18 protein-coding genes and 1 tRNA gene are annotated in these 26,521 nt (G+C 62.0%); 10 read left to right on the top strand and 9 right to left on the bottom strand.

Features of this window, described 5'->3' with window-relative positions:
• Positions 1 to 21: 21 nt before the first annotated feature.
• Entirely contained in the window at positions 22 to 2,484 is a 2,463-nt protein-coding gene (dnaX, locus tag ABHU32_RS02995; RefSeq protein WP_346978874.1) for a DNA polymerase III subunit gamma/tau, read from the bottom strand.
• Between the two features lie 115 nt (positions 2,485 to 2,599).
• On the opposite strand from dnaX, the gene ABHU32_RS02990 reads away from it, so the two are divergent.
• The 7 genes from ABHU32_RS02990 (at position 2,600) to pknB (ending at position 13,521) form a co-directional block, all read left to right on the top strand.
• Complete coding sequence (locus ABHU32_RS02990; RefSeq protein WP_346978872.1) at positions 2,600 to 3,316, top strand: hypothetical protein; 717 nt, start codon at positions 2,600 to 2,602, stop codon at positions 3,314 to 3,316.
• Between the two features lie 144 nt (positions 3,317 to 3,460).
• Positions 3,461 to 5,314: a serine/threonine-protein kinase gene (locus ABHU32_RS02985; RefSeq protein WP_346978870.1), complete on the top strand. Its 1,854-nt coding sequence runs from the start codon at positions 3,461 to 3,463 to the stop codon at positions 5,312 to 5,314.
• Positions 5,311 to 6,321: an FhaA domain-containing protein gene (locus tag ABHU32_RS02980; protein WP_070097545.1), complete on the top strand. Its 1,011-nt coding sequence runs from the start codon at positions 5,311 to 5,313 to the stop codon at positions 6,319 to 6,321. Before ABHU32_RS02985 ends, ABHU32_RS02980 begins: the two co-directional genes overlap by 4 nt.
• 6 nt (positions 6,322 to 6,327) lie before the next feature.
• Positions 6,328 to 6,744 carry an FHA domain-containing protein gene (locus tag ABHU32_RS02975; RefSeq protein ID WP_006235180.1) on the top strand — a complete coding sequence of 139 codons (417 nt, stop codon included), beginning with the start codon at positions 6,328 to 6,330 and terminating at the stop codon, positions 6,742 to 6,744.
• Positions 6,741 to 8,540: a Stp1/IreP family PP2C-type Ser/Thr phosphatase gene (locus ABHU32_RS02970; protein ID WP_195240995.1), complete on the top strand. Its 1,800-nt coding sequence runs from the start codon at positions 6,741 to 6,743 to the stop codon at positions 8,538 to 8,540. The genes ABHU32_RS02975 and ABHU32_RS02970 overlap by 4 nt, the downstream gene beginning before the upstream one ends.
• 16 nt (positions 8,541 to 8,556) lie before the next feature.
• Complete coding sequence (locus tag ABHU32_RS02965; RefSeq protein ID WP_346978867.1) at positions 8,557 to 11,427, top strand: FtsW/RodA/SpoVE family cell cycle protein; 2,871 nt, start codon at positions 8,557 to 8,559, stop codon at positions 11,425 to 11,427.
• A 132-nt stretch (positions 11,428 to 11,559) separates the two neighbouring features.
• Positions 11,560 to 13,521 carry a Stk1 family PASTA domain-containing Ser/Thr kinase gene (gene pknB / locus ABHU32_RS02960; RefSeq protein ID WP_346978865.1) on the top strand — a complete coding sequence of 654 codons (1,962 nt, stop codon included), beginning with the start codon at positions 11,560 to 11,562 and terminating at the stop codon, positions 13,519 to 13,521.
• A 277-nt stretch (positions 13,522 to 13,798) separates the two neighbouring features.
• Here pknB and ABHU32_RS02955 read toward each other — a convergent pair.
• From ABHU32_RS02955 to ABHU32_RS02925, 7 genes are all read right to left on the bottom strand, one after another.
• Positions 13,799 to 13,874 (bottom strand) — tRNA-Arg (locus tag ABHU32_RS02955).
• 229 nt (positions 13,875 to 14,103) lie between these two features.
• Entirely contained in the window at positions 14,104 to 14,502 is a 399-nt protein-coding gene (locus ABHU32_RS02950; protein WP_346978863.1) for a DUF956 family protein, read from the bottom strand.
• 120 nt (positions 14,503 to 14,622) lie between these two features.
• Positions 14,623 to 15,543, bottom strand: coding sequence for a PTS system mannose/fructose/sorbose family transporter subunit IID (locus ABHU32_RS02945; RefSeq protein ID WP_195364104.1), 921 nt, complete (start codon positions 15,541 to 15,543; stop codon positions 14,623 to 14,625).
• A 16-nt stretch (positions 15,544 to 15,559) separates the two neighbouring features.
• Complete coding sequence (locus ABHU32_RS02940; RefSeq protein ID WP_055285302.1) at positions 15,560 to 16,378, bottom strand: PTS mannose/fructose/sorbose transporter subunit IIC; 819 nt, start codon at positions 16,376 to 16,378, stop codon at positions 15,560 to 15,562.
• A gap of 18 nt (positions 16,379 to 16,396) precedes the next feature.
• Positions 16,397 to 17,386: a PTS sugar transporter subunit IIB gene (locus ABHU32_RS02935; protein WP_148332486.1), complete on the bottom strand. Its 990-nt coding sequence runs from the start codon at positions 17,384 to 17,386 to the stop codon at positions 16,397 to 16,399.
• Positions 17,387 to 17,791: 405 nt separating this feature from the next.
• Positions 17,792 to 18,220 (bottom strand): hydrogenase maturation nickel metallochaperone HypA/HybF, encoded by a 429-nt coding sequence (locus ABHU32_RS02930; RefSeq protein WP_346978860.1) that lies wholly within the window; start codon positions 18,218 to 18,220, stop codon positions 17,792 to 17,794.
• Between the two features lie 193 nt (positions 18,221 to 18,413).
• On the bottom strand, positions 18,414 to 21,188 hold the full coding sequence (locus tag ABHU32_RS02925) for an FAD-dependent oxidoreductase (protein WP_346978859.1): 2,775 nt from the start codon (positions 21,186 to 21,188) through the stop codon (positions 18,414 to 18,416).
• A 188-nt stretch (positions 21,189 to 21,376) separates the two neighbouring features.
• On the opposite strand from ABHU32_RS02925, the gene ABHU32_RS02920 reads away from it, so the two are divergent.
• From ABHU32_RS02920 to ABHU32_RS02910, 3 genes are all read left to right on the top strand, one after another.
• Positions 21,377 to 22,039, top strand: coding sequence for a TetR/AcrR family transcriptional regulator (locus tag ABHU32_RS02920; protein WP_346978858.1), 663 nt, complete (start codon positions 21,377 to 21,379; stop codon positions 22,037 to 22,039).
• Positions 22,040 to 22,102: 63 nt separating this feature from the next.
• Positions 22,103 to 23,110, top strand: coding sequence for a DUF5692 family protein (locus ABHU32_RS02915; protein ID WP_346978857.1), 1,008 nt, complete (start codon positions 22,103 to 22,105; stop codon positions 23,108 to 23,110).
• Positions 23,111 to 23,343: 233 nt separating this feature from the next.
• Positions 23,344 to 24,840, top strand: a complete 1,497-nt coding sequence (locus ABHU32_RS02910) for a hypothetical protein (protein WP_346978855.1) — start codon at positions 23,344 to 23,346, stop codon at positions 24,838 to 24,840.
• 73 nt (positions 24,841 to 24,913) lie between these two features.
• Here the strand turns inward: ABHU32_RS02910 and ABHU32_RS02905 are convergent, their stop codons facing one another.
• Complete coding sequence (locus tag ABHU32_RS02905) at positions 24,914 to 26,266, bottom strand: ATP-binding protein (protein WP_117770272.1); 1,353 nt, start codon at positions 26,264 to 26,266, stop codon at positions 24,914 to 24,916.
• Positions 26,267 to 26,521 lie beyond the last annotated feature (255 nt).

Genomic DNA, 26,521 nt, shown 5'->3' with positions numbered 1-26,521 from the left:
GCAGTATACCCGCCTGCGCAGCTACTCCACCGGCTTGAAGATGGTGGCCTGGCCAAAGACGCTGCGGATGAGGGCCTTGGCCTCGTCCTCGGTCTGCGGGATGCTCGGGGCTGCGCCCTGATGGCCGAAGGGGCTGCCAGCACCGGGATTGGATTCCCAGGGAGCGGCGGGAGCGTCCTCCTCTTTGGGGGCAGTTGCAGCGGGCTTGGGCGCGGACGCCGCGGCCGGCACGTCGAACGGGGGCAGATCGTCCCCGCCGGCATCGGCAGCAAAACCGCCGACCATGGCATCGTCGTAGGGAACCCGCTCGGATTCCCACGGCGCAGACGGTGCGGCAGGCTGAGCCTTGGGAGCGGCAGAGCGCTCGGGCGCACGGGGCGCGGGCTCGGTCGGGAGCTTGCCCGTGGCAGGAGCGCCGGCAGGGTTGTCGGAGCGTAGCCAGGGGGCTTTGCCCAGGTCGGACGACTCGGACGCAGGCGCGACGGGCTTGGGCGCGGGCGCCGGGGCAGCCGGTTTGGGCGCAGCGGGTTCAGGCGCCGACAGGGTCGGTGCCGCTACCGGTGCCGCTTGCTGCTGCGGCGCGCTGGCGCTCGAGGATACAGGGGCCGCCGAGGACACGGGCTGCGGGTCCGCAGATGCCGCAGCCCGTGCAGATGGAGAATGCTCCTCATGTTGAGGAGCCGGCGTGCCACCTCCATCCAGGACATAGTCGACGGTGCGACGACCGAATACCGCGCAGACCGTCGGCAGGACCACCGACTGCGTGTCGGCGCGACCGAGCATCTTGATGGCAAAGGTCGAGCCCGCGGGGAACGAGACCGTGAGCTTGGAGCCGTCGTCGGCCGTGGCGCGGGCGTTGAGCAAAAGTCCCGCGTAGGAAGCCTGACGCGCCTTGACGCGCTCGACGACCTCGGCCCATTTGCGCTGGAGCTCGCCGGCGTCCTCGACCGCGGGGGTCTCGGCAGCACCGGCGGCGGCAACCTGGGCGGCGTTGTTGGGCTTGGACACCGGCACGGTCGATGCAGCAGGCGCGGGAGCCGGAGCCGCAACGGGTTGAGGTGCAGGCGTTACAGGTTTGGGCGCGGGAGCCGGAGCCGCGGACTTGAGCGCAGACTGGGCCGCCGGAGCAGCAGCGCCGCGGTCCCAAGGCATGCCACCCTGATGCGCAGACGTAGCAGCGGGGGCGGCGGTCGCCGCAGGAGTAGCAGCTCGGGCACCCGAGATCAGCGTCGGCTGCTGGACAGCGGGTGCGGATGCAGCAGGCGCACTCGCTCGAGCAGCAGCCACGCTCGCCGGAACGGCGGCGTTGGCAACCATGGCCTCCAAGCGAGCCACGCGCTCGGCCAATGCCTCAATCGTTAAATCAGCCTCGGGACGCGCCAGACGCGTGCAGGCAATCTCGAGCACCAGGCGCACGTCGCTCGCGCCCCTCATCTCCAGTGCGGCATCGTCGAGCACCGTCAGTACACGGGCCAGGCGGTCGGCAGGATGCTCGCCAAAGGCAGCGGCCTCGGCAGCAAGCGCCTCGGCCTGCTCAGCACCGCCCTCAAACAACTCGGCACGGGCACCGGCAACGCAGGCAACATACACGTCGCGCACGTGCGCCACCAGGTCGCGCGTCAGCTCCAGCAGGTCGTTTCCTTCCTCGACCTGCGCACGAATCAGTCCATATAGCTCGGCGACATCACGCTCGGCGATGGCGCGGGCAAACTCGCCCAGGATCTGGTCCGAAACCTCGCCTAAAAGCGAGCGGGCGTCGTCCGCATGCACAGAACCGTTGCCAAAGACGCTCAGCTGCTCCAGCGTGGACAACGCGTCGCGCATGCCGCCCTTGGCATGGCGCGCCACGATAGCCAGCGCCTCGTCGTCGTAATCGAAGCCCTCCTGCTCGCACACGTATGCCAGACGATGCTCAATATCCTCGTTGCCGATGCGATGGAAATCGAAACGCTGGCAGCGCGAGAGGATGGTCTCCAGAATCTTTTGCGGGTCGGTGGTGCACAGCACAAAGATCACGTGCGCCGGCGGCTCCTCAAGCGTCTTGAGCAGCGCGTTGAACGCCGCCGTCGTGAGCATGTGGACCTCGTCGATGATATAAATCTTGTACTTGCCGCGCACCGGGGCAAAGTTGACGGAGTTGATAATTTCCTCGCGCACATTGTCCACGCCCGTGCGGGAGGCGGCATCGAGCTCGTAAACATCGGGGTGGTTACCCTCGGCAATGAGCCCGCACTCCTCGCAAGTACCGTCGGGCATGCAGCCGCTCGCACCCTCGGCGCGCGCCGCCTCGGCATTGCGGCAGAGCAGCGCCTTGGCCAGAATGCGCGCCATGGTGGTCTTGCCCGTGCCGCGCGGTCCGCAGAACAGGTACGCGTGGGACAGGCGTCCCTCGGTGATGGCGTGCTCGAGCGTCGAGACGATATGCTGCTGGCCCACCACGGAGTCGAAGGTGAGCGGGCGATACTTTCGGTACAACGATTCCATGGGTGCTCCCCCGGGTATACTGAGTCTTGTTGCCGCGGCGGCCATGCGGTCGCACGGCATACTGCATTCATAATAACCCGTACGGCGAGCCCGCCGCGATAGGAGTCCAAAGAGCATGGCAGACGCAGAGAGCAACCTCGTTCCCTCCGAAGCAGCCGACCAGGTCGAGGTCGCGCTCGAGGAGCAGGCCGCAGCCGACGACGGCATCCTGTACCTCAACGAGTACCAGTACGAAAACGACCTCGTCACCGACTTCGCCCGCCTGGTCGCCTCGCCCAGGCGCCGTGGCTCGCTGTATGTCGCCGCCGCGATTGCCGCGCTCATCGGCATCGGCATGTTGGTGGCCGGCGGCAACTGGATCAAGTTTGGCGTCGTCCTGATCGTATTCGGCGCCTTTTTGGCCTGGTGGAGCAAAAACCTGCACCACACCCTCGCCCGCGACTTTATCGACGCCGTCGAGGCCGACGAGTCCATGGGTGGCCGCTATCGCCGCGTCGCCGCCAACGAGGACGGCCTGATGGTTTGGGGCAAGAGCGGCAAATCGCAGTTCTTCCCTTTTGAAAAGCTCGACCACGTGCTCGACGGCGAGCGCATCTTTGTGGCCATGTTCGCCGACCAGGGCGTGACGATCCCTAAGGACACCTTTGTTCGCGGCGATGCCGAGCAGTTTGGCACCTTCCTTAAGGCGCGCATCAACAAAAAACTCCGCATCGAGACCAAGAAGAAGAAAATGAAGGCAGAAAAGGCCGCCGCCGAAGCCAAACAGGGCGACAAGCCCCAGGAGACCAAGGGCAAGCAGCGCAAGCAGAAGAAGAACAAGAAGAAGCGCTAAGGCCAAGCCAGACAGGCAGCCTCGCATCCCGCTATCCTCCCCATGCACCCGAGCGTGCTACACTAGCAGCATCTATGCCACCGCGAACGGCTCGGCTCCGCGCCCGCCACTCGCAAACGAACTTTAAACGCACGAGGGTTGGCCATGCCGCTTTTCTCGCAACATACCGCCCGGTTCTCGCCGGACGTTCCCTTGGAGGGCACCAGCTCTCGCGAGCTGCTCAAGCGGTTCCAGCCGCTCGAGACGCTTGCGACCGGCGGTTTTGGCTCCATCGAGATCTGCCGCGACACGCACCTGCGCCGTCGCGTCGCCATCAAGCGCATCCCCCTTATCAACGGTGCCGGCATGCCCGCCAGCGACATCATGGATGTCCTGCGCGAGGCGCACACTGCCGCCATGCTTCAACATCCCAATATCGTGCAGGTCATCGACTTTACGCACGACACCGCCTATGCCTACCTGGTTATGGAATATGTCGATGGCATGTCGCTGGCCGAGTTTTTGCACCGCGTGGACGGCCACTCACTTACCTTTGACGAGGCCGCGGCCATTGCCGATGCCCTGGGCCAGGCGCTCACCTTCGCCCATAGTAATGGCGTACTCCACCTGGACATTAAGCCCGCCAACGTGCTCATCGACCACTCGGGCAATGTAAAGCTCACCGACTTTGGCATGGCGCGACTGTCGTCCGCCGGTGGCTTTGGCGGCTCACGCGGCGGCACCATCGGCTACATGCCGCCCGAGCAGCTCGATATCGAGACCGGCACGGTCGACGAGCGCGCCGATGTCTTTGCCCTCGCCTGTGTGATCTACGAGGGCCTGTGCGGCAGCGCTCCCTTTATGGCGGCCACGCCCGCCGACTCGCTCGACCGCATCATCGGCGGCGCCACCTATCCCAGCGAGCTGATACCACACTTTCCCCCGGGAGCCGAGGCCGCGCTCATGAGCGCGCTCTCCCCCATGCCGCAGGACCGCCCCAACAGCATCGAGGCATTTTGCGACCAGCTCCTTGCCGGTCTGGGCAGCGTGCGCGAAGGCCGTCGCAGCCTGGAGCAAATGGTTGGCGAACTTTCGGATGACGAGCAGGAGCTCGACGATATCGAGCCGTCGTATTACGAGGACGACGCCATCGAGGTCGACCCCGCACTCGGCTGGGCGGGCACGCGCTGGAGCCATGCGCGCGACTACGCCATGCGCACTATCTCGGCGCTAACGTGCGGCACCTTTAGCTTTTTACTGATGCAAACGGCCGGGGTCGCGGCGCTTCCCGGCCTGGTCATTGCGGCCATCGCGATCGGAGCGGCGGCTGGCCTGGCCCCCCAGATTGGCTCGGCCATCTCGGCTGTGGGCTTTTTGGTGCTCATGGCCAACGCCACCATGCAGGCACAGGGCATCCTGTCGATGCTGCCCGTCGCGGTGATCTTTGCCGCCGCCATGTCCGGTTGGTGGATCGCCTGGGGTCGCACCGAGACTGCCGCGAGCGCCACGCTCACCTGTGCACTCGCGCTTGGCTGTCTGACCGGCAATACCTTCCTGGCAGCTGGGGTCGCCGCCGGCGTCGCGTCATTTTGGCTCGGCCCGGCAAGCGCCGCCGCGGCAACGGGCATGGGCGCGCTTTTTGCCCGTCTGGCCACGGTCGCGCTTTCAGCCGGAGGCGTGCTGGGGCTCGGTAACGTTGCCGCAGCGCTGGGAGACCCGCTCCTTTGGGCTGCCTTTGTGCTGGTCGCGGCAACTGCCGCAGCGTCATCCGCGCTGCTCAATGCCCATGCCAAGCGTGCCGATCAGGGCTCAAACCTTGCCGCAATCGCCGCCATCGCTGTCACCGGCATCGGCTGCGCAGCGGCGTCCTGTCTTGCACACCATATGGAAATTGCCAGCCTTGCAGCCGCGGTCGTCGCCAAGGCGGCGGTTGCGGGAACCCTATCCTCTATAATCGTTGGGATATGCCTATATTTGCTCGGATACCAAAGAACCTATACGGAGAGTGATCTTTCGTGAACTTCCTGAACATCTTCGAGGACCACGTGGCCGGCATCTTCGGTGCCACCCGTGCCCCGTTCTCCTTTAAGAAGCTTGCCAAGCAGGCCGCTCGCGACATGGAGGATCAGACTCTGGTGATTAACGGCGTCAACACGGCGCCGGCACTCTATACCATCCTTATCGCCGCCGACGACGATCCCATGCTCGCCCCGTTCTACCCCGAGCTTTCGCGCGAGGTCCGCGAGTTTGTGAAGGCGCAGGCCGAAAAGCGCCGCTATGTCTTTGTCGGCGAGCCCCTCGTGCGCTTTATGATCGATCCGCAGCTGCGCGCCGGCAAGTTCTCGGTCTTTGCCGAGAACGTCGATGCCCCCACGCTCGGCCGCCTGTACGAAGAAGAGCGCGCCTATCAAAACGGCCTGGGCCAGAACAACTCCGCGGCAAGCCGTGCCGCCAGCGCCCCGCGCGCCGGCCAGCAGCAGTTTGCTGCCCCGCAGCAGCAGCGCCCCGCCGCCATGCCCCAGCAGCAGCCGACGCCCCGCGCCGCCGCTCCCGACCCGCTTGCCGTGGCAGATCCCTTCGCGCCTAGCGTCCCCGACCCCGCCGCTCCTATCCCGGTGCCGCAGACCGTCTCGCGCGACGCGCTTGCCGGCATGGGCGGAGCCGCCGCGACCGGTGCCGCCGTGGGCCTAGGTGCCGCAGCCGGCATCGCCTCCAACATGGCGAGCACTCGCGCCCCGCAGCGCCCGCTCGCCCAGCTCGTCGACGTCGTGAGCGGCGAGAGCCATAGCATCACCTCCGCACAGGTGACTATCGGTCGCGAGCGCTCGGTTTCCGACATTGCCCTGCGCGACCCCAACGTGTCGCGTCGCCACGCCCAGCTCACCTTTACGGGCTCGGATTGGTCGATCGAGGACCTCAATTCCACCAACGGCACGCTCGTCAACAACCGCCGCATTACGCGCTGCCCGCTGCGCAACGGCGATCTGCTGACGTTTGGCCTGAGCACCTTTGAATTTAGGGGATAGTCGCTTATGAACATCGATATCGTCCTTTTTGCAGGCCGCATCGTCCTGGTCGCCCTGCTCTATATCTTCCTGTTCGCCGTCATGAAGACCGGCGTGGGACTTGTGCGCGGGCAGCGCCGCGACTCGGCTATCTGGACGATTGATGTGGACAAGGGTCCGCGCGGTATCCGCGGCATCCACGTAGACATGCTCGGCCCCGTCATCGTCGGTCGCTCGCCATCTTCGGACATCTGCATCAACGAACCGTTCGTCTCGGCCTCACATGCGCGCTTTTCGCTGCAGGGCCCGGCGCTCATCATCGAGGACCTCAACTCGCTTAACGGCACGCTCGTCAACGGCCGCCAGCTTGTTGAGCCCGCAACGCTGCGCGAGGGCGACGAAGTCCAGATTGGCGACGTGGTCATGAAGGTGAACCGTCGATGATCGACGAGGAGAACAAGTCCGCAACTATGACCGAGGCACCGGCCGCCGCCACAGCTGCGCCGGCCCACGCCGCTCCGGCGGGCTCCGCACCCGTGGAGCCCGAGGACACCGTGTTCTCCCTGCCTCTTTCGCATGTAACGCATGATATTTCGGATCTCGCCGATAACGAGGACGAAGAGGATGCCGTAGCGGCGCCCATCGGCGCACATGCTGCGGAACAGCCCACAGCGCCCGAAGCAACCCCGGCGCCGGCTCACTTTGCAGAGCCCGTCGCCGCGGCAATCAACGAGAGCGCTGCGGTGTTTGCGGCACCCGAGCCCGCCGCGCCGGCGTTTCCCATAGCCCCGGCATCCGAGGTTGCGCCCGCGTCTACGCCGGCGCCCGAGCCTATAGACGTCAGCCCGCAAGATGACGAGTCGACCGCCCGCGTGTCCGAGGAGCCCGACTCCCCGGACACCGGCGATTCCGAATCAAACGCCGAGACCGACACCGTCTCTCCCGGTGACACTGCCGAGATCGACGTTGCCGCCGTTGAGGCCAAGCTCAAAGACCCCGGCTCGACCATGAGCTTTGAGCCCCTGACCGAGGAACGCATCGAGACCGACTCGACCTATGATGCCGGCACCACCACGCAACTCATGTGGGGCGCCCGCTCTGACGTTGGCTGCGTGCGCCCGCACAACGAGGATTCCTACCTGGTGCAGTCGCCGCTCTTTTGCGTATGCGACGGCATGGGTGGTCACGCTGCCGGCGAGGTGGCCTCTTCTATCGCTGTCGAGACCATCGCCAAGACAGCTCCTCAGTCTGCCGACGCCGCACGCCTGGCGGCAGCCGTCGAGGCCGCCAACGCCGCCGTAATCGAGGCTGCCTTGAATGGCCTGGGCAAGCCCGGCATGGGCTGCACAGCCACTTGCGCCTATATCGAAAACGACACGCTCGCCATCGCCCACGTGGGTGACTCTCGCGCCTACCTGCTCCACGAGGGCACGCTCATCCGCGTGACCCGCGACCACTCCTACGTGGAGGAGCTCGTGGACGCCGGCGAGATCACGGCAGACGAGGCTCGCGTCCACCCCAACCGTTCGGTCATCACCCGCGCGCTGGGCTCGGACCCCGCTATGTATGCCGACCACTTCACTCTGCATATCGAGGAAGGCGACCGTCTGATCCTGTGCTCCGACGGCCTTTCGAGCATGATTCCCGATAGCGATATCGAGAACATCGCCACGCAGTCCTCAACCGCGCAAATCTGCGTCGACAACCTAGTGGACGCGGCGCTTGCCGCCGGCGGCCACGACAACGTGACCGTAGTAGTCGTTGACCTGGTTGACGATGGCGTTATGCGCGAGGCGCAGCGCGTGCGTCGCCGCAACATTACTATCGCCGCCATCCTGGCCCTCGTCTTTGTGCTGGCAGCTGGCATCTGGGCCTACACGGGTGTCACCGGCTCGTACTACCTGGGTACCTACCAGGGCAATGTCGCCGTCTGGCGCGGCCTGCCCGGCAAGCCGCTCGGACTCAAACTCCACTGGCTCGAAAGCGAAACCAGCATCAAGCTATCCGACCTGCCCGAAGACACGCAAAACCGCCTCAAGGCGGGTATTCCGCAAACAAGTGTCGACGATGCGCAGGACACGATATCCAAGTACCGCCACCAGATCGACGAGGAGCAGACCCGCCAGGTGATCGACGCGCAAACGATTCGCGACAACACCAATCAGGGATCGACCTCCGAATCAGATTCCGAGAAAACCGCCGAACAGTCCGCCGAGGCCGAAGCCTCCGATAAGAATTAGAAAGGGAGTGCCGCTTATGAGTCGCCGCAACACCGAGCTGCTCTTGCTCATCGCCTCGGCGTTCCCCGTCATCCTGCTGTATGCGATGTACGTCCTCACCGCGGGCGCTGCCATCTCCTTTGAGACGCTCGCCGTACCGATCGGCCTCTTTGCCGCCTTTGCCGCGGCCCACATTGCCGTGCGCATCTTGGCGCCCGGTGCCGACCCCGCCATCCTGCCCATTGTCTTTGTGCTTTCGGGCATCGGCATCACGTTCGTGACGCGTCTCGCCCCCGCTCTCGCCATCTCACAGCTCATCATCCTGTTTGTCTCGGTGGCCCTGATGGTGGGAACGCTCGCACTGGTCAAAAACCTCGACGTGGTCATGCGCTACAAGTACACCTTTGGCATTATCGGCATCATCCTGCTGATGCTGCCCATCTTTATCGGCACCACGATCTCGGGCTCCAAGCTCTGGATTCGCATCGCGGGCTTTACCATCCAGCCCGGCGAGTTCGCCAAGGTCTTTATCGTGCTGTTCCTGGCCGGGTACCTGGCCGAGAACCGCGAACTGCTCTCCATCTCCAACCGCAAGATCCTGGGCTTTAAGATCCCTCGCCTGCGACTGCTGCTGCCGCTGTTTGCCGTGTGGGGTGTGTGCCTGCTCGTCGTCGTCTTCGAACGCGATCTGGGTTCGGCCGTGCTGTTCTACACCATCTTCTTGCTGATGCTCTACGTCGCCACGGGGCGCTTTTCGTACGTCATCATCGGCCTTGCGCTGCTGGCCGTTGGAGCCGTGGGCGCCTACAAGTTCCTGTCTCACGTGCAAGTGCGCTTTCAGGTCTGGGTCGACCCGTTTAAGGATGCCCAGGGCCAGGGCTACCAGATCGTACAGTCACTTTACTCGCTGGCTGACGGCGGCCTGGTTGGCGTCGGCATCGGCAACGGCATGGCAAACAACATCCCTGTCGTCGAGTCCGACTTTATCTTCTCGGCCATCGGCGAGGAAATGGGGCTTTTGGGCGGCGGCGCCGTGCTCATCCTGTTTATGCTTTTTGCCGTGCGCGGCCTCACCACGGCAGCCCGCGCCAAGTCCGACCTTGCCGCCTTTAGCGCGACCGGCCTTACGGCGGCCATCAGCTTCCAGGCATTCTTAATCGTTGGCGGCGTAACCCGCCTGATTCCGCTGACCGGCGTTACCCTGCCCTTTATGAGCCAGGGCGGCTCCTCGCTGCTGGCGAGCTTTATCATCGTCGCGCTGCTGCTGCGCGCCGGCGACGAGGCAACCGGACGCGAAGCCGAGCTCACCGGCACCGGCACCATGGCCGCCATCACCGATGACCAGGTCGCATCCGCCGCTGCCCCGACCGGTACGCGTTTTGCCAACGCACCTTCCTACAGCCACGGCAACCACTCCGCGGGTTCTCGCATGCGTCGTCGCCTGCTCGACACGCCTGAGTCCGGCGTGCTCGGCCGCGTGGCGCTTGCCAACCGTCTGACTCGTGCCGTGCTTGCCTTCACGGCGCTGTTCGCCATCCTTATCGGCAACCTCACCTATGTCCAAGTCATCAAGGCGAAGGACTATCAAGATATGCCGACCAACAACCACACCATCGCCCGCTCCAAGTACATCCAGCGTGGCTCCATCATCACGTCCGACGGCGTGACGCTAGCCGAGTCGCTGCAGCAGGAGGACGGCACCTACGCCCGTTCCTACCCCAACGACAACATGGCCGCGCACGTGGTGGGCTACGTGAGCCAGCAATACGGCACCGCCGGCATCGAGAGCGTCATGAACGATACGCTCACCGGCTCCAAGGATTACTCCAGCTGGAACAACGCCATTGCATCGCTCGCGGGGCAGACCCAGCCGGGCAATACCGCCAAGCTCACCATCGACTCGCGCATCCAGACGGCTGCCGAGCAGGCGCTCAAGGGCTTTAAGGGCGCTGTGGTGGTCATGGATCCGCGCACCGGTGCGGTCCTTGCGTGTGCGAGCTCGCCCACCTACGACAACACCAACATCGATGCCCTGATGCAGTCGGGCGGTGGCGAGGACGGCTCCATGTACGACCGCGCCATGGACGCGCTCTACACCCCGGGCTCGACCTTTAAGGTCGTCACACTCTCCGCGGCGCTCGAAACCGGCACCGCCAGCCTTACCAGTACGTACCAGGCGCCCGGCTCCATGGACATCGGCAACGCGCCGGTCACCAACTCTGCCAACGAGAGCTACGGCACCATCAGCCTGCAGCAGGCCTTCGCCGTGTCGTCTAACGTCGTCTTTGGCCAGGTGGCAAACGAGGTCGGCGCCAACTCGCTGGTACAGTTTGCCAACGCCTTTGGCTATGGGCAAAAGCTGGGTCAGGACCTTACCGCCGCGGCCTCCATCATGGCCGACCCGTCGCTTATGACCGAGTGGGAGACCGCTTGGGCAGGCGCCGGCCAGCCCGTCGGCATGGACCACACGCCTGGCCCGCAGACCACCGTCATGCAGAATTGCGTGATCGCTGCCGCTATCGCCAACAGCGGCGTGGTCATGGACCCGTTCTTTGTGTCACAGATACTCGCCCCGGACGGGACCGTGGTTAAGACCACGCAGTCCCGCTCGCTGGGCCAGGCTGTCAGCTCTGCCACGGCCGATCAGGTCAAGCAGGCCATGCTCGCCGTCGTCCAGTCCGGCACCGGTACCGATGCCCAGATTCCGGGCGTCAAGGTTGCCGGCAAGACCGGTTCGGCCGAGACCGGCGGCACCAACGTCAACTCTATGTTTGTTGGCTTTGCACCTTACGATTCACCCACGGTTGCCATCTCGGTGGCCCTGGAGGATTACGACAAACACGACGTCGAGGCCGCCAAGATCGCCGGTATCGTCCTGACCGCGGCGCTTGCCGCACAGGGAGCGTGATGCCCATGATCGAATCGGACACCCGAGGCGCGCCGCGGCCGAAGAGTTAGCGGCAACGCGCCACACGGCCCCAGCGGCCACATCGTAGGTACTACACACATCGTTGAGCGAATAATTATGTTAGGAGCAGGAATGGAACAGAGGGTCCTCGGGGGAAGATACCTCCTTAAGGATAAGGTGGGAACAGGCGGCATGGCGACCGTCTTCCGTGCACAGGATCAGGTCCTCGACCGCACGGTTGCCGTCAAGATCATGCTGCCGCAGTATGCCGGCGACGCCACCTTCGCCGCCCGCTTTAAGCAGGAGGCCCAGGCAGCCGCCGGCCTGTCCTCCCCCTATATCGTGGGCGTCTACGACTGGGGCAAGGACGGCGACACCTATTACATCGTCATGGAGTACCTGCGCGGTACCGACCTCAAGAGCGGCATCAAGAGCCACGGCGCCCTCGATCCCAAGAAGGTCGCACAGATTGGCTCGCAGATCAGCTCCGCGCTTTCGGTCGCACACAAGCACGAGATCATCCACCGCGACATTAAGCCGCAAAACATCATGGTGCTGCCCGACGGCAACATCAAGGTCATGGATTTTGGCATCGCACGCGCCAAGAACAGTCATCTCACGCAGGATAACAACGTGCTGGGCACCGCCCACTATGTAAGCCCCGAGCAGACCCGCGGCCAGGACCTCGGTCCTACCTCAGATATCTACTCGCTGGGTGTCGTCATGTACGAGTGCGCCACCGGCCGCGTACCCTTTGACGGCGACGACGCCATCTCGGTCGCACTCAAGCAAGTCAACGAGTTGCCAATTCCGCCGAGCCAGATCAACTCCGGTGTCGACGCCGACCTTGAGCGCATCATCCTCAAGTGCATGGAGAAGGACCCGGCAAACCGCTTCCAGACCGCCGACGAGCTGCGTCAGGTGCTCAACAGCTACCTGTCGGGCCGTGCCGTCAACGTCTCGGAGCCCACGCGCATCATCGGTGCCCCCGGTGAGCTGGGCGCCACCAAGACTCGCGAGCTTTCCGACCAGACGCGCGCCATGGTGCGTCCCGTCTCGGGCGTGAGCGGCCAGAATACCGCCCGTAGCTCGGTTTCGGGCTCCACCGGCTCCTACGAGGTCGAAGAGCCCAAATCCAACAAGAACAAGATCATCGCCGCCGTGGTGGCAGCGGTTGCCGTCATCGGCATCGTGGTGGCCTTTGCCACAGGACTCTTTGGCGGCGAGCAGGTCACCGTGCCCGATGTGCTGGGCAAGGACCAGCAGACTGCCGTCGAGCTGATCAAGGAAGCCGGCCTCGAGGTCGGCACCATCGACCAAAGCTACAACGACGATGTCGACGAGGGCAAGGTCGCCGAGCAGACACCCAACGGCAACACCAAGAAGGCCAAGGGCACCAAGGTGAACCTGGTAATCTCCAAGGGCCCCAAGCCCTCCGAGAAGGTTGAGGTTCCCCGGCTTGTCGGCCTGACCAAGGACCAGGCAGAAGCCGCGCTGGCAAGCGTTGGCCTGAAGGGCAACGCCTCCGAGGAGGCCAACGAGGCCGATGAGGGCCAGGTCTTTGAGCAGGGCACCGAAGCCGGTAGGGAAGTCGAGAAAGGCACGACCATCTCGTACAAGGTCTCGGGCGGCCCGGATACCACGTCCGTCCCCGACCTGACCGACATGACCGAGGCCCAGGCGCGCAACGCCCTCGATATGGCAGGCTTTGGCGTCGACGTGAGCTACCAGGAGAACGACTCGGTTACCGAGGGCACCGTGATCAGCTGGAACCCCAGCGGCAAGCAGAAGCCCGGCGCCACGATTACCGTCGTCATTGCCAAGAAGTCCGGCAAGGCCAGTGTTCCGGGCAACCTGTACGGCAAGAGCATCTCCGCCGCCGTCACCGCGCTCAACAACGCCGGTTTCTATAACATTGGCTTCTGCGACCAGAACGGCAATCCCGTGAGCGGTAACGAGGATGCCACCGTTACGGGCGTCTCCCCCACTGGCAAGCAGTCCACCGACAGCACGATTACGCTGACGGTCGCACTTTCTGGCTCGGGTTCGGGCTCTGGCTCGGGCACGGGTGACGATTCCGGTACGACCAACTAGTCGCCACCCCACCGCTCATCACGGCTCTCACCGCAAACATATTCGCTCACAGGCGCCCGCTTGCTCCCCCAGCAAGTGGGCGCTTCGTTTTTGACATGGCATGAACCAGAAGAGCCCGGCACCGTAGCGGTACCGGCTCGATATTCCTCTGGTGCCCCCGGGCGGATTCGAAAACTCCCCCCGCGGGGAAATTGGTGACGCGGGTGTCGGCGGTCCGAATCCTGCCCTTAGACCAGAAGAGCCCGGCACCGTAGCGGTACCGGGCTCGATATTCCTCTGGTGCCCCCGGGCGGATTCGAACCGTCGACACCCGCTTTAGGAGAGCGGTGCTCTATCCCCTGAGCTACGGAGGCATGTTGTACTAGTGTAGCAGATTTACCCTTTTGCCATGTAGCGCATGGCCACTCATCGAGAAGGCTCTATAGCGAATAGTTTCCGAGGGCAATCCTCAATATCGGAAAGAATAACCCGGAATAACGCGAAATAATGGGACAAGCTTTCCCAACTGGCCCTCAAAAGGAAAATGCATCCCGGAATGAGAACGAATTCCGGGATGCATTTTCCGCCATCTATCGCAGACGACTAGTCGCCTTTGTGGAAGAGGTTTTTGATGACGGAGGGGATGCTCTTGGCGCCCTTGGCCGTCACATCGATAAAGTCGGGCGAACGCACGAGCTTATCCTCGTCGACGTACTTGCGAACAGCACGAAGCGTCTCTTTGTCATCGCGCGTCGAAAACGTAAAGTGACCGTTGTCCTTGGTGAAGATGGCAAAACGCGTAATCTTCTTGGTGCCGCGCAAAACCTCGGCGGCAATATAGTCGACCTCGTCCCACGGGATTTGAATATAATCCTCGGGATTGCGCTCGTTATAGTACTCAAACGCCTTATTGCCCACCATCACGTTGCCGTGGCTGGTAAGCCCCATCAGGCAGGTTGCCGGCGTTGCCAGATCGACCGTGCTGTTCTGAGATTGCGCCATGCGCACCTCGCCCTCCAAATAAAACAATCGGACCACATCCAGTGTACCCACCGGGTGCGGTCCGTTTCAATGGCTCAAAAGCCCTTGCCTAGCAATTCTCGGTCTTAAGCCGAAACGTGCTTACATGAAGCCGCAGACGCGACCGATGATGCCGATGGCGAAGAGAGCCAGGATGATGACGATCGGGCTGACCTTCTTCTTGAGGAGCTTGCAGACCAGCAGGGTCAGGCACACGGCGGCAAGGCCGGGGATGAGCTGATCGAGGTTGGCCTGAAGCGTGGTGACCTTCACCTGATCAAGGGCGTTAGCACCGATGGAGTTGTACATCGTCAGTGCTTCCTTGACACCCTCAGAACCGGAGGGCAGGTTAGCCCAGTCGATAAAGGCGCCAGCAGACTGCGTGACCTTGGAGACGACCGGGGTGAAGGAGATGGACACCCAGCGCTCGACCAGGGCGCCGATGATGAACATACCCAGGATGGATGCACCCTCGGTGACCTTGCCCATCAGACCGCCGGAGAGGTCCTTGGCGATGGAGGAGCCGACCTTGTAGCCAAACTCCTGCGTGTACCACAGGAAGGCGTAACGGATGATGTTCCACGCGAAGAAGAACAGCAGCGGACCGGCGATGCTGCCGGACAGGGCCAGGGAAGCGCCCAGAGCGCCCAGAATCGGGCGAAGGGTGAACCAGAAGGCGGGGTCGCCGACGCCGGCGAGCGGGCCCATCATACCGACCTTGACGCCCTGAATGGCGACGTCGTCGATCGGAGCACCGTTGGCGCGCTCCTCCTCGAGAGCGAGGGTGACGCCAATGACGGGGGCGGAAACATAGGGATGGGTGTTATAGAACTCCAGGTGGCGCTTAAGAGCGGCAATCTGGTCATCCTTGTTGGTGTAGAGCTTCTTGATCGCAGGGATCATTGCGAAGCACCAGCCGCCGTTCTGCATACGCTCGTAGTTCCACGAGCCCTGAAGGAACTGATGACGGAAGCAAACCTTCTTGCGGTCAGCCTTGGTGAGCTGAATCTTGTTCTCTGCCATATGTATCACTCCCCTCCTACTCGTAATCGTTCAGAATGTCGCCGAGCGGGTCACCGGAGCCGCCGCCCATGCCGCCACCCTGCTTGGCCAGATCCTTAAGGCCAAGGTAGATGAGGGCAAGGGAGATGCCGATGAGGCCAAGGGCGATCAGCGTGAGCTGAGGGATGGCAGCAAGGACAAAGCCGAGGATGAAGAACGGCCAGGTCTCCTTGGTGGCCATCATGTTGATGACCATGGCGTAACCGACGGAAGCGACCATGCCGCCGCCGACAGCCATGCCGCCGGACAGCCAGTCGGGCATAGCGTTAAGCGCGTTGGTAACAGCCTCGGCCGGGATGATGCACAGAAGTACTGCCGGGATGGCGATACGAAGGCCCTGCATGAGGATAGCAGCGTACTGCCAGCGCTCGATGCCGGAGAAGTCGCCCTTCTCGGCGCAACCGTCCATGGCGTGAGCGATAGCGGTAGCCAGGGTACGGCAGATCATGGTCAGGAACAGACCAGCGACCGACAGCGGGACGGCGACGGCGATGGCGGCGGTAACGGCCTTTGCCGAATCGGTGGCGCCACCGTTGAGGGCGAGCACCATGATGATCGAAGAAGCGACCGAGGCCAGAGCGGCGTCAGGCGCGACAGCGGCGCCAACGTTAGCCCAGCCAAGGGCCATCATCTGGAGCGAACCGCCCAGGAGGATGCCCTCCTGAAGGTGACCGGTTACGAGACCGATAAGCGTGCATGCCACGAGCGGCTGATGGAACTGGAACTCATCCAGAATGCCTTCCATACCGGCAAGCAACGCGACAATCGCAACAAGCAGAATAGTGATTGCAGACATGTATCGGACCCTCCTTTACTATGCTTGAGCGGCCAGTTCGGCCTTAGCTTTCTTCAACATGGCGTCGAGATCCTCGGAGGAATCCGAAGGAACCTTGCGGACCTCGAACTTGACGCCCTTGGCCTTGAGAGCCTCGAGAGTCTTAACGTCGTCATCGCCCATAGCGACGGCGTTGGTGACGACGACCTTGCCCTTGGAGTGAGCCATGGAACCGATGTTGACTTCCTTGATGTCGACGCCGGCCTCGATGGCCTTGAGCAGATCCTGCGGGTTCTCGAAGAGCAGCATGGCCTTGGTGTCACCAAAGCGCGTGTCCTTGACGACCTCGGCCATCTTCTTGATGGGAACGACGTTGGCATGGACTCCCGGAGGGGCAGCCTGCTCGATCATGGTCTTGCGGAGCTCGTCGTGAGCAACGCCGTCGGAAACCACGATGATGCGGTTGGGGTTGATCTGCTTGGTCCACGTGGTGGCCACCTGACCATGCAGCAGACGGGTGTCGATACGGACGTGGGCAATCTTGATGTGCCCGTCGCCGATGACCGTTCCCGGAGGGATGGCGCCTGCAGGAGCAGCGGCGGCCGCAGCCGGCTTCTTCTCCTCGGGCTCCAGAGACTCGGGCTTGACGCGCACGCCAGCCTTAGCCTCAGTCACGAGATGTTTTGCGATCGCATGTGCAGTGTTCTTTGCGTCAAAGCGCTGCGAATATGCCTCGATGAGCATAGGCAGGTTGACACCGGTGACGATAGCCCAGGAATCGTGGCCCTCGATGAGCCCGCTGATCTGGTTGAACGGCGTGCCGCCCCACAGATCAACGAGGAAGAGCACCTGCTCCTGGTCCTCGAAGGAAGCGACTGCTTCCTCGACCTTGGCACGGAAGTCGTCGGGGCCCATGCTCGGCTCGAGCGAGACCACGGCAACAGACGGCTGATCGCCAAAGACCATCGAGCCCGTCTGCTTGATTCCAGCTGCCAAGTCCCCGTGGCTAGCAAGAACAATACTTACCATCACATAACCTCCTTTTTGTCTACGTATTTCCTACACGACATGAAAGGAGTATACCTGTTTGGATTGTGGAATTATAGCTGAATCCGCAAAAGGTTGGATTATTTGTTTAAACGTCTAAGTTTGTTACAAGTTGATTACGTTACTGCTTTTTGACTCATTACACGACAAGGCGTCGCTCATCAAGCCATGCCTTTTACAGATACAAGCAGGCTGTTCATTAATATCGATTTTAGGCAAGCGCGAATGCGCTTGTACTGCCGCCATTTTGTTTAAACAGACATGGCTTGACTTTTTTCGTGACTTATGGTCTACGAAACCACTCAAAATAGTTGCGGTGGAATAGTTCTTGTTTAAGAGCCAGAAGGCTGGATTTAGGAACTATTTCACCGCAACTTATAGGGGATCCTAGACGATGTGGAGGGGGTTGGCGGCGTCGACGGCGTCGGGGGCGTCGGAGAGGCCGTCAGGAGCAGCGTCTGCCGGATCCTTGTCGGGGGTCTCGATCTGCTTGATCATGACCTCTTGGCCCTGCAGCAGGTATGTCTCGCCGCTACCGCAATGGGGGCAGGTCTTGCCATGCTCGACCGTCGCGTAGTCGCGGCCGCATACCTCGCAATGCGTCACGGCCTCGACGGGCTCCACGATAAGCTCCGCGCCCTGCGCGATAGGCTTTTTATCTGCAGCCCAGCGCCAAGCGTCGAGCAGCAAGTCGGGAACGACGCCCGAGACCTCGCCCAGTAGCAACGTCACGCTCGAAACGCGACGCACGCCATGAGCGCGCGCCACATTCTCGACATCGCGAATGATGTGATAGACGATTCCCAATTCATGCAAGGCGAATACCTTTCAACAATGGTTGATGCGATGTCAGCCAAACGTCAGCGAGCGGCGATCCAGGTGCCCCAGGTTGCCCCGAAACAAGGCGTCCGCTGGGCTTTTGCCCGCGGCGCCGAAGTTGAGGGGCAAGATGGGGTGCCTGGGCGCCGCGCAGCGTCGGCAGTGCCGCCGTTCGTTAGAACGGCGGAACCTAATGACCAAATTTAATCTTGATGGCACGCTTTAGAGCATACTTGCCAAGGCTTGGGAGCTTTTGCTCGTATTTGACCATCGTGGAGCACTCGGGGCGGTCGCGATCCAGATGGATGGCGTCGAACGCGCACTTGGTGGTGCACAGGCCGCAGCCGATGCACTTGTTGGGGTCGACGATCGAGGCGCCGCAGCCCAGGCAGCGGGCGGTCTCGGCGCGCACCTGCTCCTCGGTAAAGGTCTCAACATACTCGCTAAACGGCGCGGCCTTCTCGCGCTCGCGGTCCACGTGGGCAACCTCGCGGCTCGCGTTGTCGTAGCTCTCGATCACGACATCGTCGCGGTCGAGCGCGGTGTAGCGGCGCTGGTTGCGACCGATGGTGAGCGTGGATCCCGGCTGCACAAAGCGATGGATGGATACGGCGGCCTCGTGGCCGGCGGCGATGGCATCGATGGCGAAGCTGGGGCCAGTGTAGACGTCGCCGCCCACAAAGATGTCGGGCTCGGCGGTCTGGTAGGTCTGGGGATCGGCAAGAGCACCCTGGCCGCGGCCAAGCTCCACCTTGGAGCCAGCCAGCAGGTCGCCCCACACAATGGACTGGCCAATCGACATGACGACACGGTCGGCATCGACACGGCGCAGATCGTTCTCGTCGTACTCGGGCGCAAACCGGCCCTCGTTGTCAAAGACACGCGTGCAGCGCTTGAAGGTGATACCGCACACACGACCGGCCTCGTCCAGGTGAACCTCCTTGGGACCCCAGCCGCAGCTGATGTGAGCGCCGTCCTCAACGGCCTCGCGACGCTCCTCCTCGCTGGCGGGCATCTGCGCCTCGCTCTCCAGGCAGAACATCTCAACATGCTCGGAGCCCAGACGGCAGGCGTTGCGCGCGACATCGATAGCCACGTTGCCGCCACCCACTACGATGGTGCGGCCGGGCAGCGCGTCGATCTTGCCGCTGTTGACCTCGCGCAAAAAGTCGACGGCCACGGTCACGTCCTCGGCATCCTCGCCCGGAATACCGGCAAGGCGGCCGCCCTGGCAGCCAATAGCCACGTAGAAGGCCTTAAAGCCCTGCTCGCGCAGCTCGTCGAGCGTCACGTCGCGACCGACCTCCACGCCATAGCGGAACTCGGCACCCATCAGACGAATGATCTCGACCTCGGCCTCGATGACGTCCTTCTGCAGCTTAAAGCTGGGAATACCGTAGGTGAGCATGCCGCCCGGGCGCTCGTTCTTCTCGAACACGACAGGCTTGTAGCCCTTCTCGGCCAGATAGAAAGCACAGGACAGACCGGCCGGGCCGGCACCGATAATGGCGATCTTCTGGTCGAAGCCGCCGGCACGCGTCGGGGTCACCACAGGCGGGACATAGCGGGTCGCGGCATCCAAATCGCGCTGGGCGATGAACTTCTTGACCTCGTCGATAGCCACGGCGGCGTCCACACGGCCGCGGGTGCAGGCATCCTCACAGCGGCGGTTGCACACACGGCCGCAGATAGCGGGCAGCGGGTTCTCGCGCTTGATGAGCGCCAGCGCCTCGTCATAGCGACCCTGAGCCGCGAGCTTCAAATAGCCCTGAACGGCGACATGCGCGGGGCAGGCCGTCTTGCAGGGAGCGGTGCCGGACTCATGCGTCTCGATGCGGTTGTCGTTGCGGTAGTTGGGCGACCACTTGGTGTGATCCCATTTGGTGGCGTCGGGCAGCTCCTGGCGCGGATACTCGGGCACCTGTCCGCCGGCCTTTTTGCTGCAGAGCTTCTGGCCGAGCTTGGCGGCGCCGGCCGGGCACACCTCAACGCAGCGACCGCAGGCAACGCACTTGTCCTTCTCGACCTTGGCGACATAGGCCGAGCGCGACAGGTTGGGCGTGTTGAACAGCTGCGAGGTGCGCAGGGCGTAACACACGTTGACGTTGCAGTTGCAGATAGCGAAGATCTTGTTCTCGCCGTCGATATTGGTGATCTGGTGCACAAAGCCGTTGTCCTCGGCCTGGCGCAGGATGTCGTAGACCTCGTCGCGCGTCACGTAATGGCCGCGGTCGGTCTCAACCACATAGTCGGCCATATCGCCCACGGCAATGCACCAGTCGGCCGGGTCGTCGGCGCAGCCCTCACCCATCACGCGACGGCTCGCGCGGCAGCTGCAGGTGCTAGCGGCATATTTGCCATCGTATTTGTCGAGCCAATGCTCGATATGCTCGATCGGCACCGACGTGCTCGCGGCATCGATAGCCTTCTCGACCGGAATGACATGCATGCCGATGCCGGCACCACCGGGCGGCACCATCGGCGTGGCCTTGGACAGCGGTCCCTTGGACGCCTGCTCAAAGAACTTGGCATAGACCGGGTGCTCCTCGAGCTGGCTCACGCGCATGTTGAGGAACTCGGCGGAACCCGGTACCAGCATGGGCAGTACCCACTGCTTGGCGCGCTCGGGGTTTTCCCAGTTGTACTCGAGCAGACCCGTGTAGCTCATGTCATCGAGCATCTTCTCGATCTGGGCCTCGGGCATGCCGGTGAGCTTGACCATCTCGGGCAGCGTGTAGGGACGGCGCATCTTCATCTTGCAGAGCACCTCGGCCTGCTCGTCGGTCGCGGCCTCGGCAAACGACCAGTACTCGTAGCCCAGCAGCTCGTCGCGATGCAGCAGGCGGTTAGTGCAGTGCTCGCACAGCTTGACGATTGCCTCGCGCGGATGCTCCGGCAGCGGCGGCACGAACTCCGAACCGATGTCGGGCTCGGTGTAGCTAATTCCCGGTCCGTTGAGAATCATGGTTGTCCCTTCTCTTGCCGCAGCCCGACGAGGCCGCAGCGCCCCTCTTTTTTTGCAGGTCGAGCATGCCCCATGCCGTTCACCCGCCATTGTTGACATTGTGTCAAAAATAGTATTGACGAACCGTCAACAATATTCAAGACTGTTAGGTGAACGGTCAGGCAAAAGAGGATGAAAGGCGACAAAACATGGGCAACAACACAGCAGATACCTCTGTGGCCGATGCCGTCCCCGCGCCCGACAGCACGGCCAAACGTCTGACGGGCGACGAACGCCGTCGCGAGATCCTCGCCGCCGTGCGCGCCGTGAGTTCCGAGCTGGGTGTGTCGCATCTATCTGTCTCGGCCGTGACCAAACGCGCCGGCTGCACGCGCTCATTGTTCTACCACTACTTTGCCGATATGGACGCCGCCGTCACCGCTGTCATGGACGAGGCAATCGACGGTTTTATCGCCGAGCTCGAGCAGTGGAATGCCAGCCGCATCGTCGGTGATATCGAGGGCGCACTCGACACCGTCGCCCCGCTCTTCAAGCGCCTGGTCGTCAGCGGCCACGAGCTGCCGAGTACGCTCACCTCAAGCAGCGGCGCGCTCTACGGCGGCTTTTTGCACAACGTGGTCCAGCGCGTGGCGCAGTATATCTGCGACACCACCGTGGTGGATTTTGTCGCCCATCATGAGCTACGCATCGACCATGTCTACGAGACGTTCTACACCCTCATCATGGGGTTGTTGATGTATATCCGCACGCACCCCGATGTGCCCGACGAGACGGTCAAGGAAATCATCGCCTCGACACTCCACATCGAGGGCTATACCGCCAAGTATCCGGAGCGCAAGCCCCAGAACTGACGACATTTGGCCAAACTGCCCGCGATCGGAAGAGGGGCCGCGGGCGTGTGAAAGGAGAGCAGCATGCTGTTCGATGTTTGGGGTAGCGATACCCTTATCCACTGGGCCGGCTGGGCCATGGTCTTTATTGGCCTCATCGTGCTCAACGAGGTCGGCCGCCGCACCAAGCTGGGCGCGGCAATCATCTTTGGCGTGGCTCCGCTGGCCATGACCATCTACTGCGTCGCCATCGCCATCGGCGTTTCGCAGGGCGCCGAGTGGGCGCTCACCAACCCCACCCATGTGTACCAGAACAGCTGGTTCCACTACGCCAAGGTATACGCGGCGCTCGCCGGTTGCTGGGGCTTCATTGCCATTAAGTATCAGTGGGGCAAGATCGGCAAGGCGCATTGGTTCCGCGCATGGCCGTTTGTGATCGTCGCCATCAACATCATGATCGCCGTCGTGTCCGACTTCGAGAGCGCCTATCACTTCTTTGTCCTGGGCGAGTCCACCTGGGTCACCTCCGAAGGTGCTACGCAGCTGGCCGGCTGGAACAACGTGTTCAACGGCATCGCCGGTATCATCAACATCTTCTGCATGACCGGTTGGTGGAGCGTCTACGCCTCCGAGGATCAGACCGACATGCTGTGGCCCGATATGACCTGGGTCTACATCATCGCCTACGATATCTGGAACTTCTGCTACACCTACAACTGCCTGCCCACCCACTCCTGGTTCTGCGGCTTTGCGCTGCTGCTGGCGCCCACCGTCGCCGCCTTTATCTGGAACAAGGGCGGCTGGATCCAGAACCGCGCCTTTACGCTGGCTATTTGGTGCATGTTTGCCCAGGTATTCCCCTACTTCCAGGAGGAGTCCATCTTTGTGACCCACTCCACGCTCGACCCCGGCGCCGCTACCGCGGTCTCGATCGCCGCACTGGTCGCCAACATCGCCGCGATCATCTACATCGCCTACCGCGCCAAGAAGCTCGGCCGCAATCCCTACAAGCAGGATGTCTTTGAGGGCACCAACGATTGGGAGAAGGCCACCGCTCGCCGCGCCAAGGTTGATTACGCGCACGCTGAGTAACGCGCCTGGCGCAGACATCGCTTGAGCACGAAGCAGCATAGTCGGCTCCGCGCAACTCAACGCATTGTAGAGCCCCCGGAATGTGATTCGTTCGCTTTCCGGGGGCCTTTTGCCGCCGCGAGGATGCGGCCGAACGATGCGCTCAGGTTAAATCGGATCTTATATTTCGCACGCGCTTTATATGGCTCCATTTTTGGGTACAGTGTTGTCCCGATATTGAGCTTGGGGGATGTATGAATGATGAGACGATGGGCCAAGAGGATGCGGCCCAAGATGCAGAAGCTTGCGCTGAGGCCTTGGAGAGCTTAGACCGGATTTCACTCGATGAGATTGCGTTTGACGATTCGGGCGTTGATGTGCAGGATGAGCCGGAAACCGAGGCGCAATCCGATAATCAGGATGCAGGCGACGTTGAGCCTGCCGAGGATGAGGCAGATCACGAAGGCACCGAAAGCGAGGCCGGCAACCAGCCCGAATCCGACACGGGCGAGGAAACCGTCTTGCTCGACAGCTTGCCGGCCGAGGATTCGCTGACTCGCGAGCTTCCTGGCCTGGGTTCCGCACCAGCCGTGGACGAGACCATCGCCATGGGCGATATACCCCTGCCGTCCGTTCCCTCGGCACGCGAGGCCGAGGTCCGCCATCGCAAGATGTCGCCCAAGCGCCGCAATCTGATGGTCGCCGGTGTCGTGGCCGTCGCGCTCGTCGCCGGCGGTGCAGGCTATGCTGCCTGGAACGGATATCAGCAAGAGCAGGCTGCCGCTGTCGCCGCCAATGCCCACACGATGATGTCGGTGCAGATTGGCATGCATGCCGCGGGCCTCGACTGTTCCACTGGCTCCAAGATTCCCGTACAGGTGAGCGGTCAGGATTCTGACGGCTCCTCCGTGAGCGAAACGCTCTATGTTGACGAGCACGGCCGCGGCATCAAACTGCTGCCCGGCGATTACACGCTCTCCATCGCTGCCTCCCCCATCGCGGCCGACGGCACCATCTATACCGTCCCGACCACCAAGACGCAGGTCACCGTTAAGAGCGATGGACAGGATTTAAGTGCCCAGGCCACCTTTAAGCTCAAGGTGCCTTCGGCCGACACGGTGACTGACGACCAGATCGATGCCGCCGCCAAGTATGCCGAGGAGGGCGGTGCGAGCTCCGCCGCGGCTGCCAAAGTGCTCCAGCAGGCAGCAACCGCGCGGCGCGACGCCGCCGTCAATGCCGTGAGCGCGCAAAAGGCACAGGCGTCCCGTGATGCTGACGCTCGCCACAAGGCAACCGACCTCTACCAGCTCGATATTCCCGTCGAGTGGTACGGCAAGGTCGCAACTTGGCAAAACGGAAACACGCTATGCATCTATCTGGGCGACGACGCCAATACGCCGCTCGTGACGCTCGTCGCGGTGCGCGAGGGCGAGAGCTTTACGCCCGATGAAGGCGATACGGTTTTGGGTGCGGCCAATCTAGGCAACGGTTATACCGTCTACGCCAACGGCCCCGTCTATCCGTACGTGGTGCCCCAGACCATCAACGGGCGGACGCAGAATCCCGTGTCGACCTACCCCATGGATACGGCCATTGAGCTTGTCGAGCTGACGACCGGCAACCGCTATACGTATAGCCAGATCAAGAACGACCTGGTGGGTAAAGACGGCAAGGCCGATGGTGCCACTAAGCTCGAATGCGACTACCTCGCGCAGATCCTGCTGCCGAGTATCAAAGCCCAGGACTAGCCTGGCGCAGCAAGGTGCTCCCCAACCGTGATGAAGGAGCCAGGAGGTCCTGACCCCACAGGCCCATAGATGATTAGGCAAGGAGCCACTTCCATGCGGGCATAACGTGTACCACACCGTGCTCGCATGGAATATCGGTCTGTTCATCCATGGTAACGATTGCCGACTCGCCAAGATCAAACTGGGCCATCGAGGCATCAAGCGCGGCGATTTCGCGCTCGCGCGTTTTCTCACTTGCCATATCCGCACTCACCTGAATCAGGCTATAAGCCCGCATGAGAAGCGCATCCCCAGCCACAAAGTCCACCTCATGGCTTTTGCTCTTCTCTTTGATTAGCAGGCGGCAGACCGAGCCGGTCCTCACCGCGGGAGTCCTTCTTCTTAGCGCATTGAACACTGCGGTCTCGAGCCTCTGGCCCTGGTCCAATGCCGATGCGGGAGAGAATGCTCCAAACATCGCAGGGTCGACAGCGTAGACCTTAGACGCAGACCGCATGTTATTTGCCAGTGAACGCGTGAACTCCGGCACAGAAAATAACAGGTAGGCGTCCTCATAATACTCAAGTAAGTCGCTGAGCGAATTACGACTGACGGGTATCTGTCTGCTCTTGAACTCGTTGTACACTTTGTTCACTGACAGCTCTCGTCCCGAAGATGCCATACACCGCGTCAAGAACAGCGATGCCAGGCGAGGGTTCTTGACGTCGTAACGTTCAACGACGTCCATGGCGACCGTTCGCGAAGCATATTCCTGTAGCAGCTGAATCGCGTCTGCAGGCGTCTGCTCAAGTGTCGCGATGAATCCCCCTCGTTCAAGATACCCGATCAGATGATGTCGAAGCAGCGCTGCATCGCTCGGGGAAAAGGTCGCATCTGACTCGAGAACGCTCCCCGTCTTATATCGAACGTATTCCGAAAAACTCAACGGAAAAAGCTCTCGCACAAGAGAACGACCCCTGAACTCGCTCTTAAGTTCTGAGGACAGCATCTTAGAAGAAGATCCCGTCACATAGACGGTCGCTTTCTCCGTATCGACTACACGCCGCAGAAACGCACCCCATTCGGGAATTTCCTGGATCTCGTCAAAGAAAATGTAAGCGCCCTCGGTTCGAGCAACAGGATACAGCGCATAGAACGTGTCGAGCACGTCCGCCAGCAGCGATGGCTCATACGGGCGCAAGCGCTCATCCTCAAAATTGAAGTAAAGCATCCGGTCAAGCTCGACGCCCCGGCTCTGAAGCCGCCGCATCTCCTGATACAGGCGATACGTCTTTCCACAACGGCGGGCCCCCACAATCACATTTACGATGTTGTCGCGCTTTGGCTCCTGTGGGTTTCCTAGATCAAGGTCTCGCTCAAAGACCTGCGGAACCCCCTGCTGTTCAAAGTCCTTTATTTTCTGGGCGATCAAGTCGTTGAATGCCATGATTCTCCAATCTTGCTCTCTAGCTAATCAAAATTATACTGATTCTTGATTAATTAGAGAGCAAGATTGTGTGTAGCTTGATTAACACTTAAGCAAGTTTTTTCACTGTTATTGCTCCGAAGGATATCGAGTGGCCAAGAGGACACGAGCTCGAATGCGACTCCCCGAGCAGTCAATTTGGGACGGGGCTTTTTTGACTACCCTCCCCCTGTAGAAAAATCCCTAACGCAGTTGCGGTGAAATAGGGACTGTTTT

The sequence above is a fragment of the Collinsella aerofaciens genome (assembly GCF_039758965.1).
In the GTDB taxonomy this organism is placed as follows: Bacteria; Actinomycetota; Coriobacteriia; order Coriobacteriales; family Coriobacteriaceae; genus Collinsella; species Collinsella aerofaciens_BR.
Note: the sequence above shows the minus strand (reverse complement) of the source record. Positions and strands in the feature narration are given on the sequence as shown.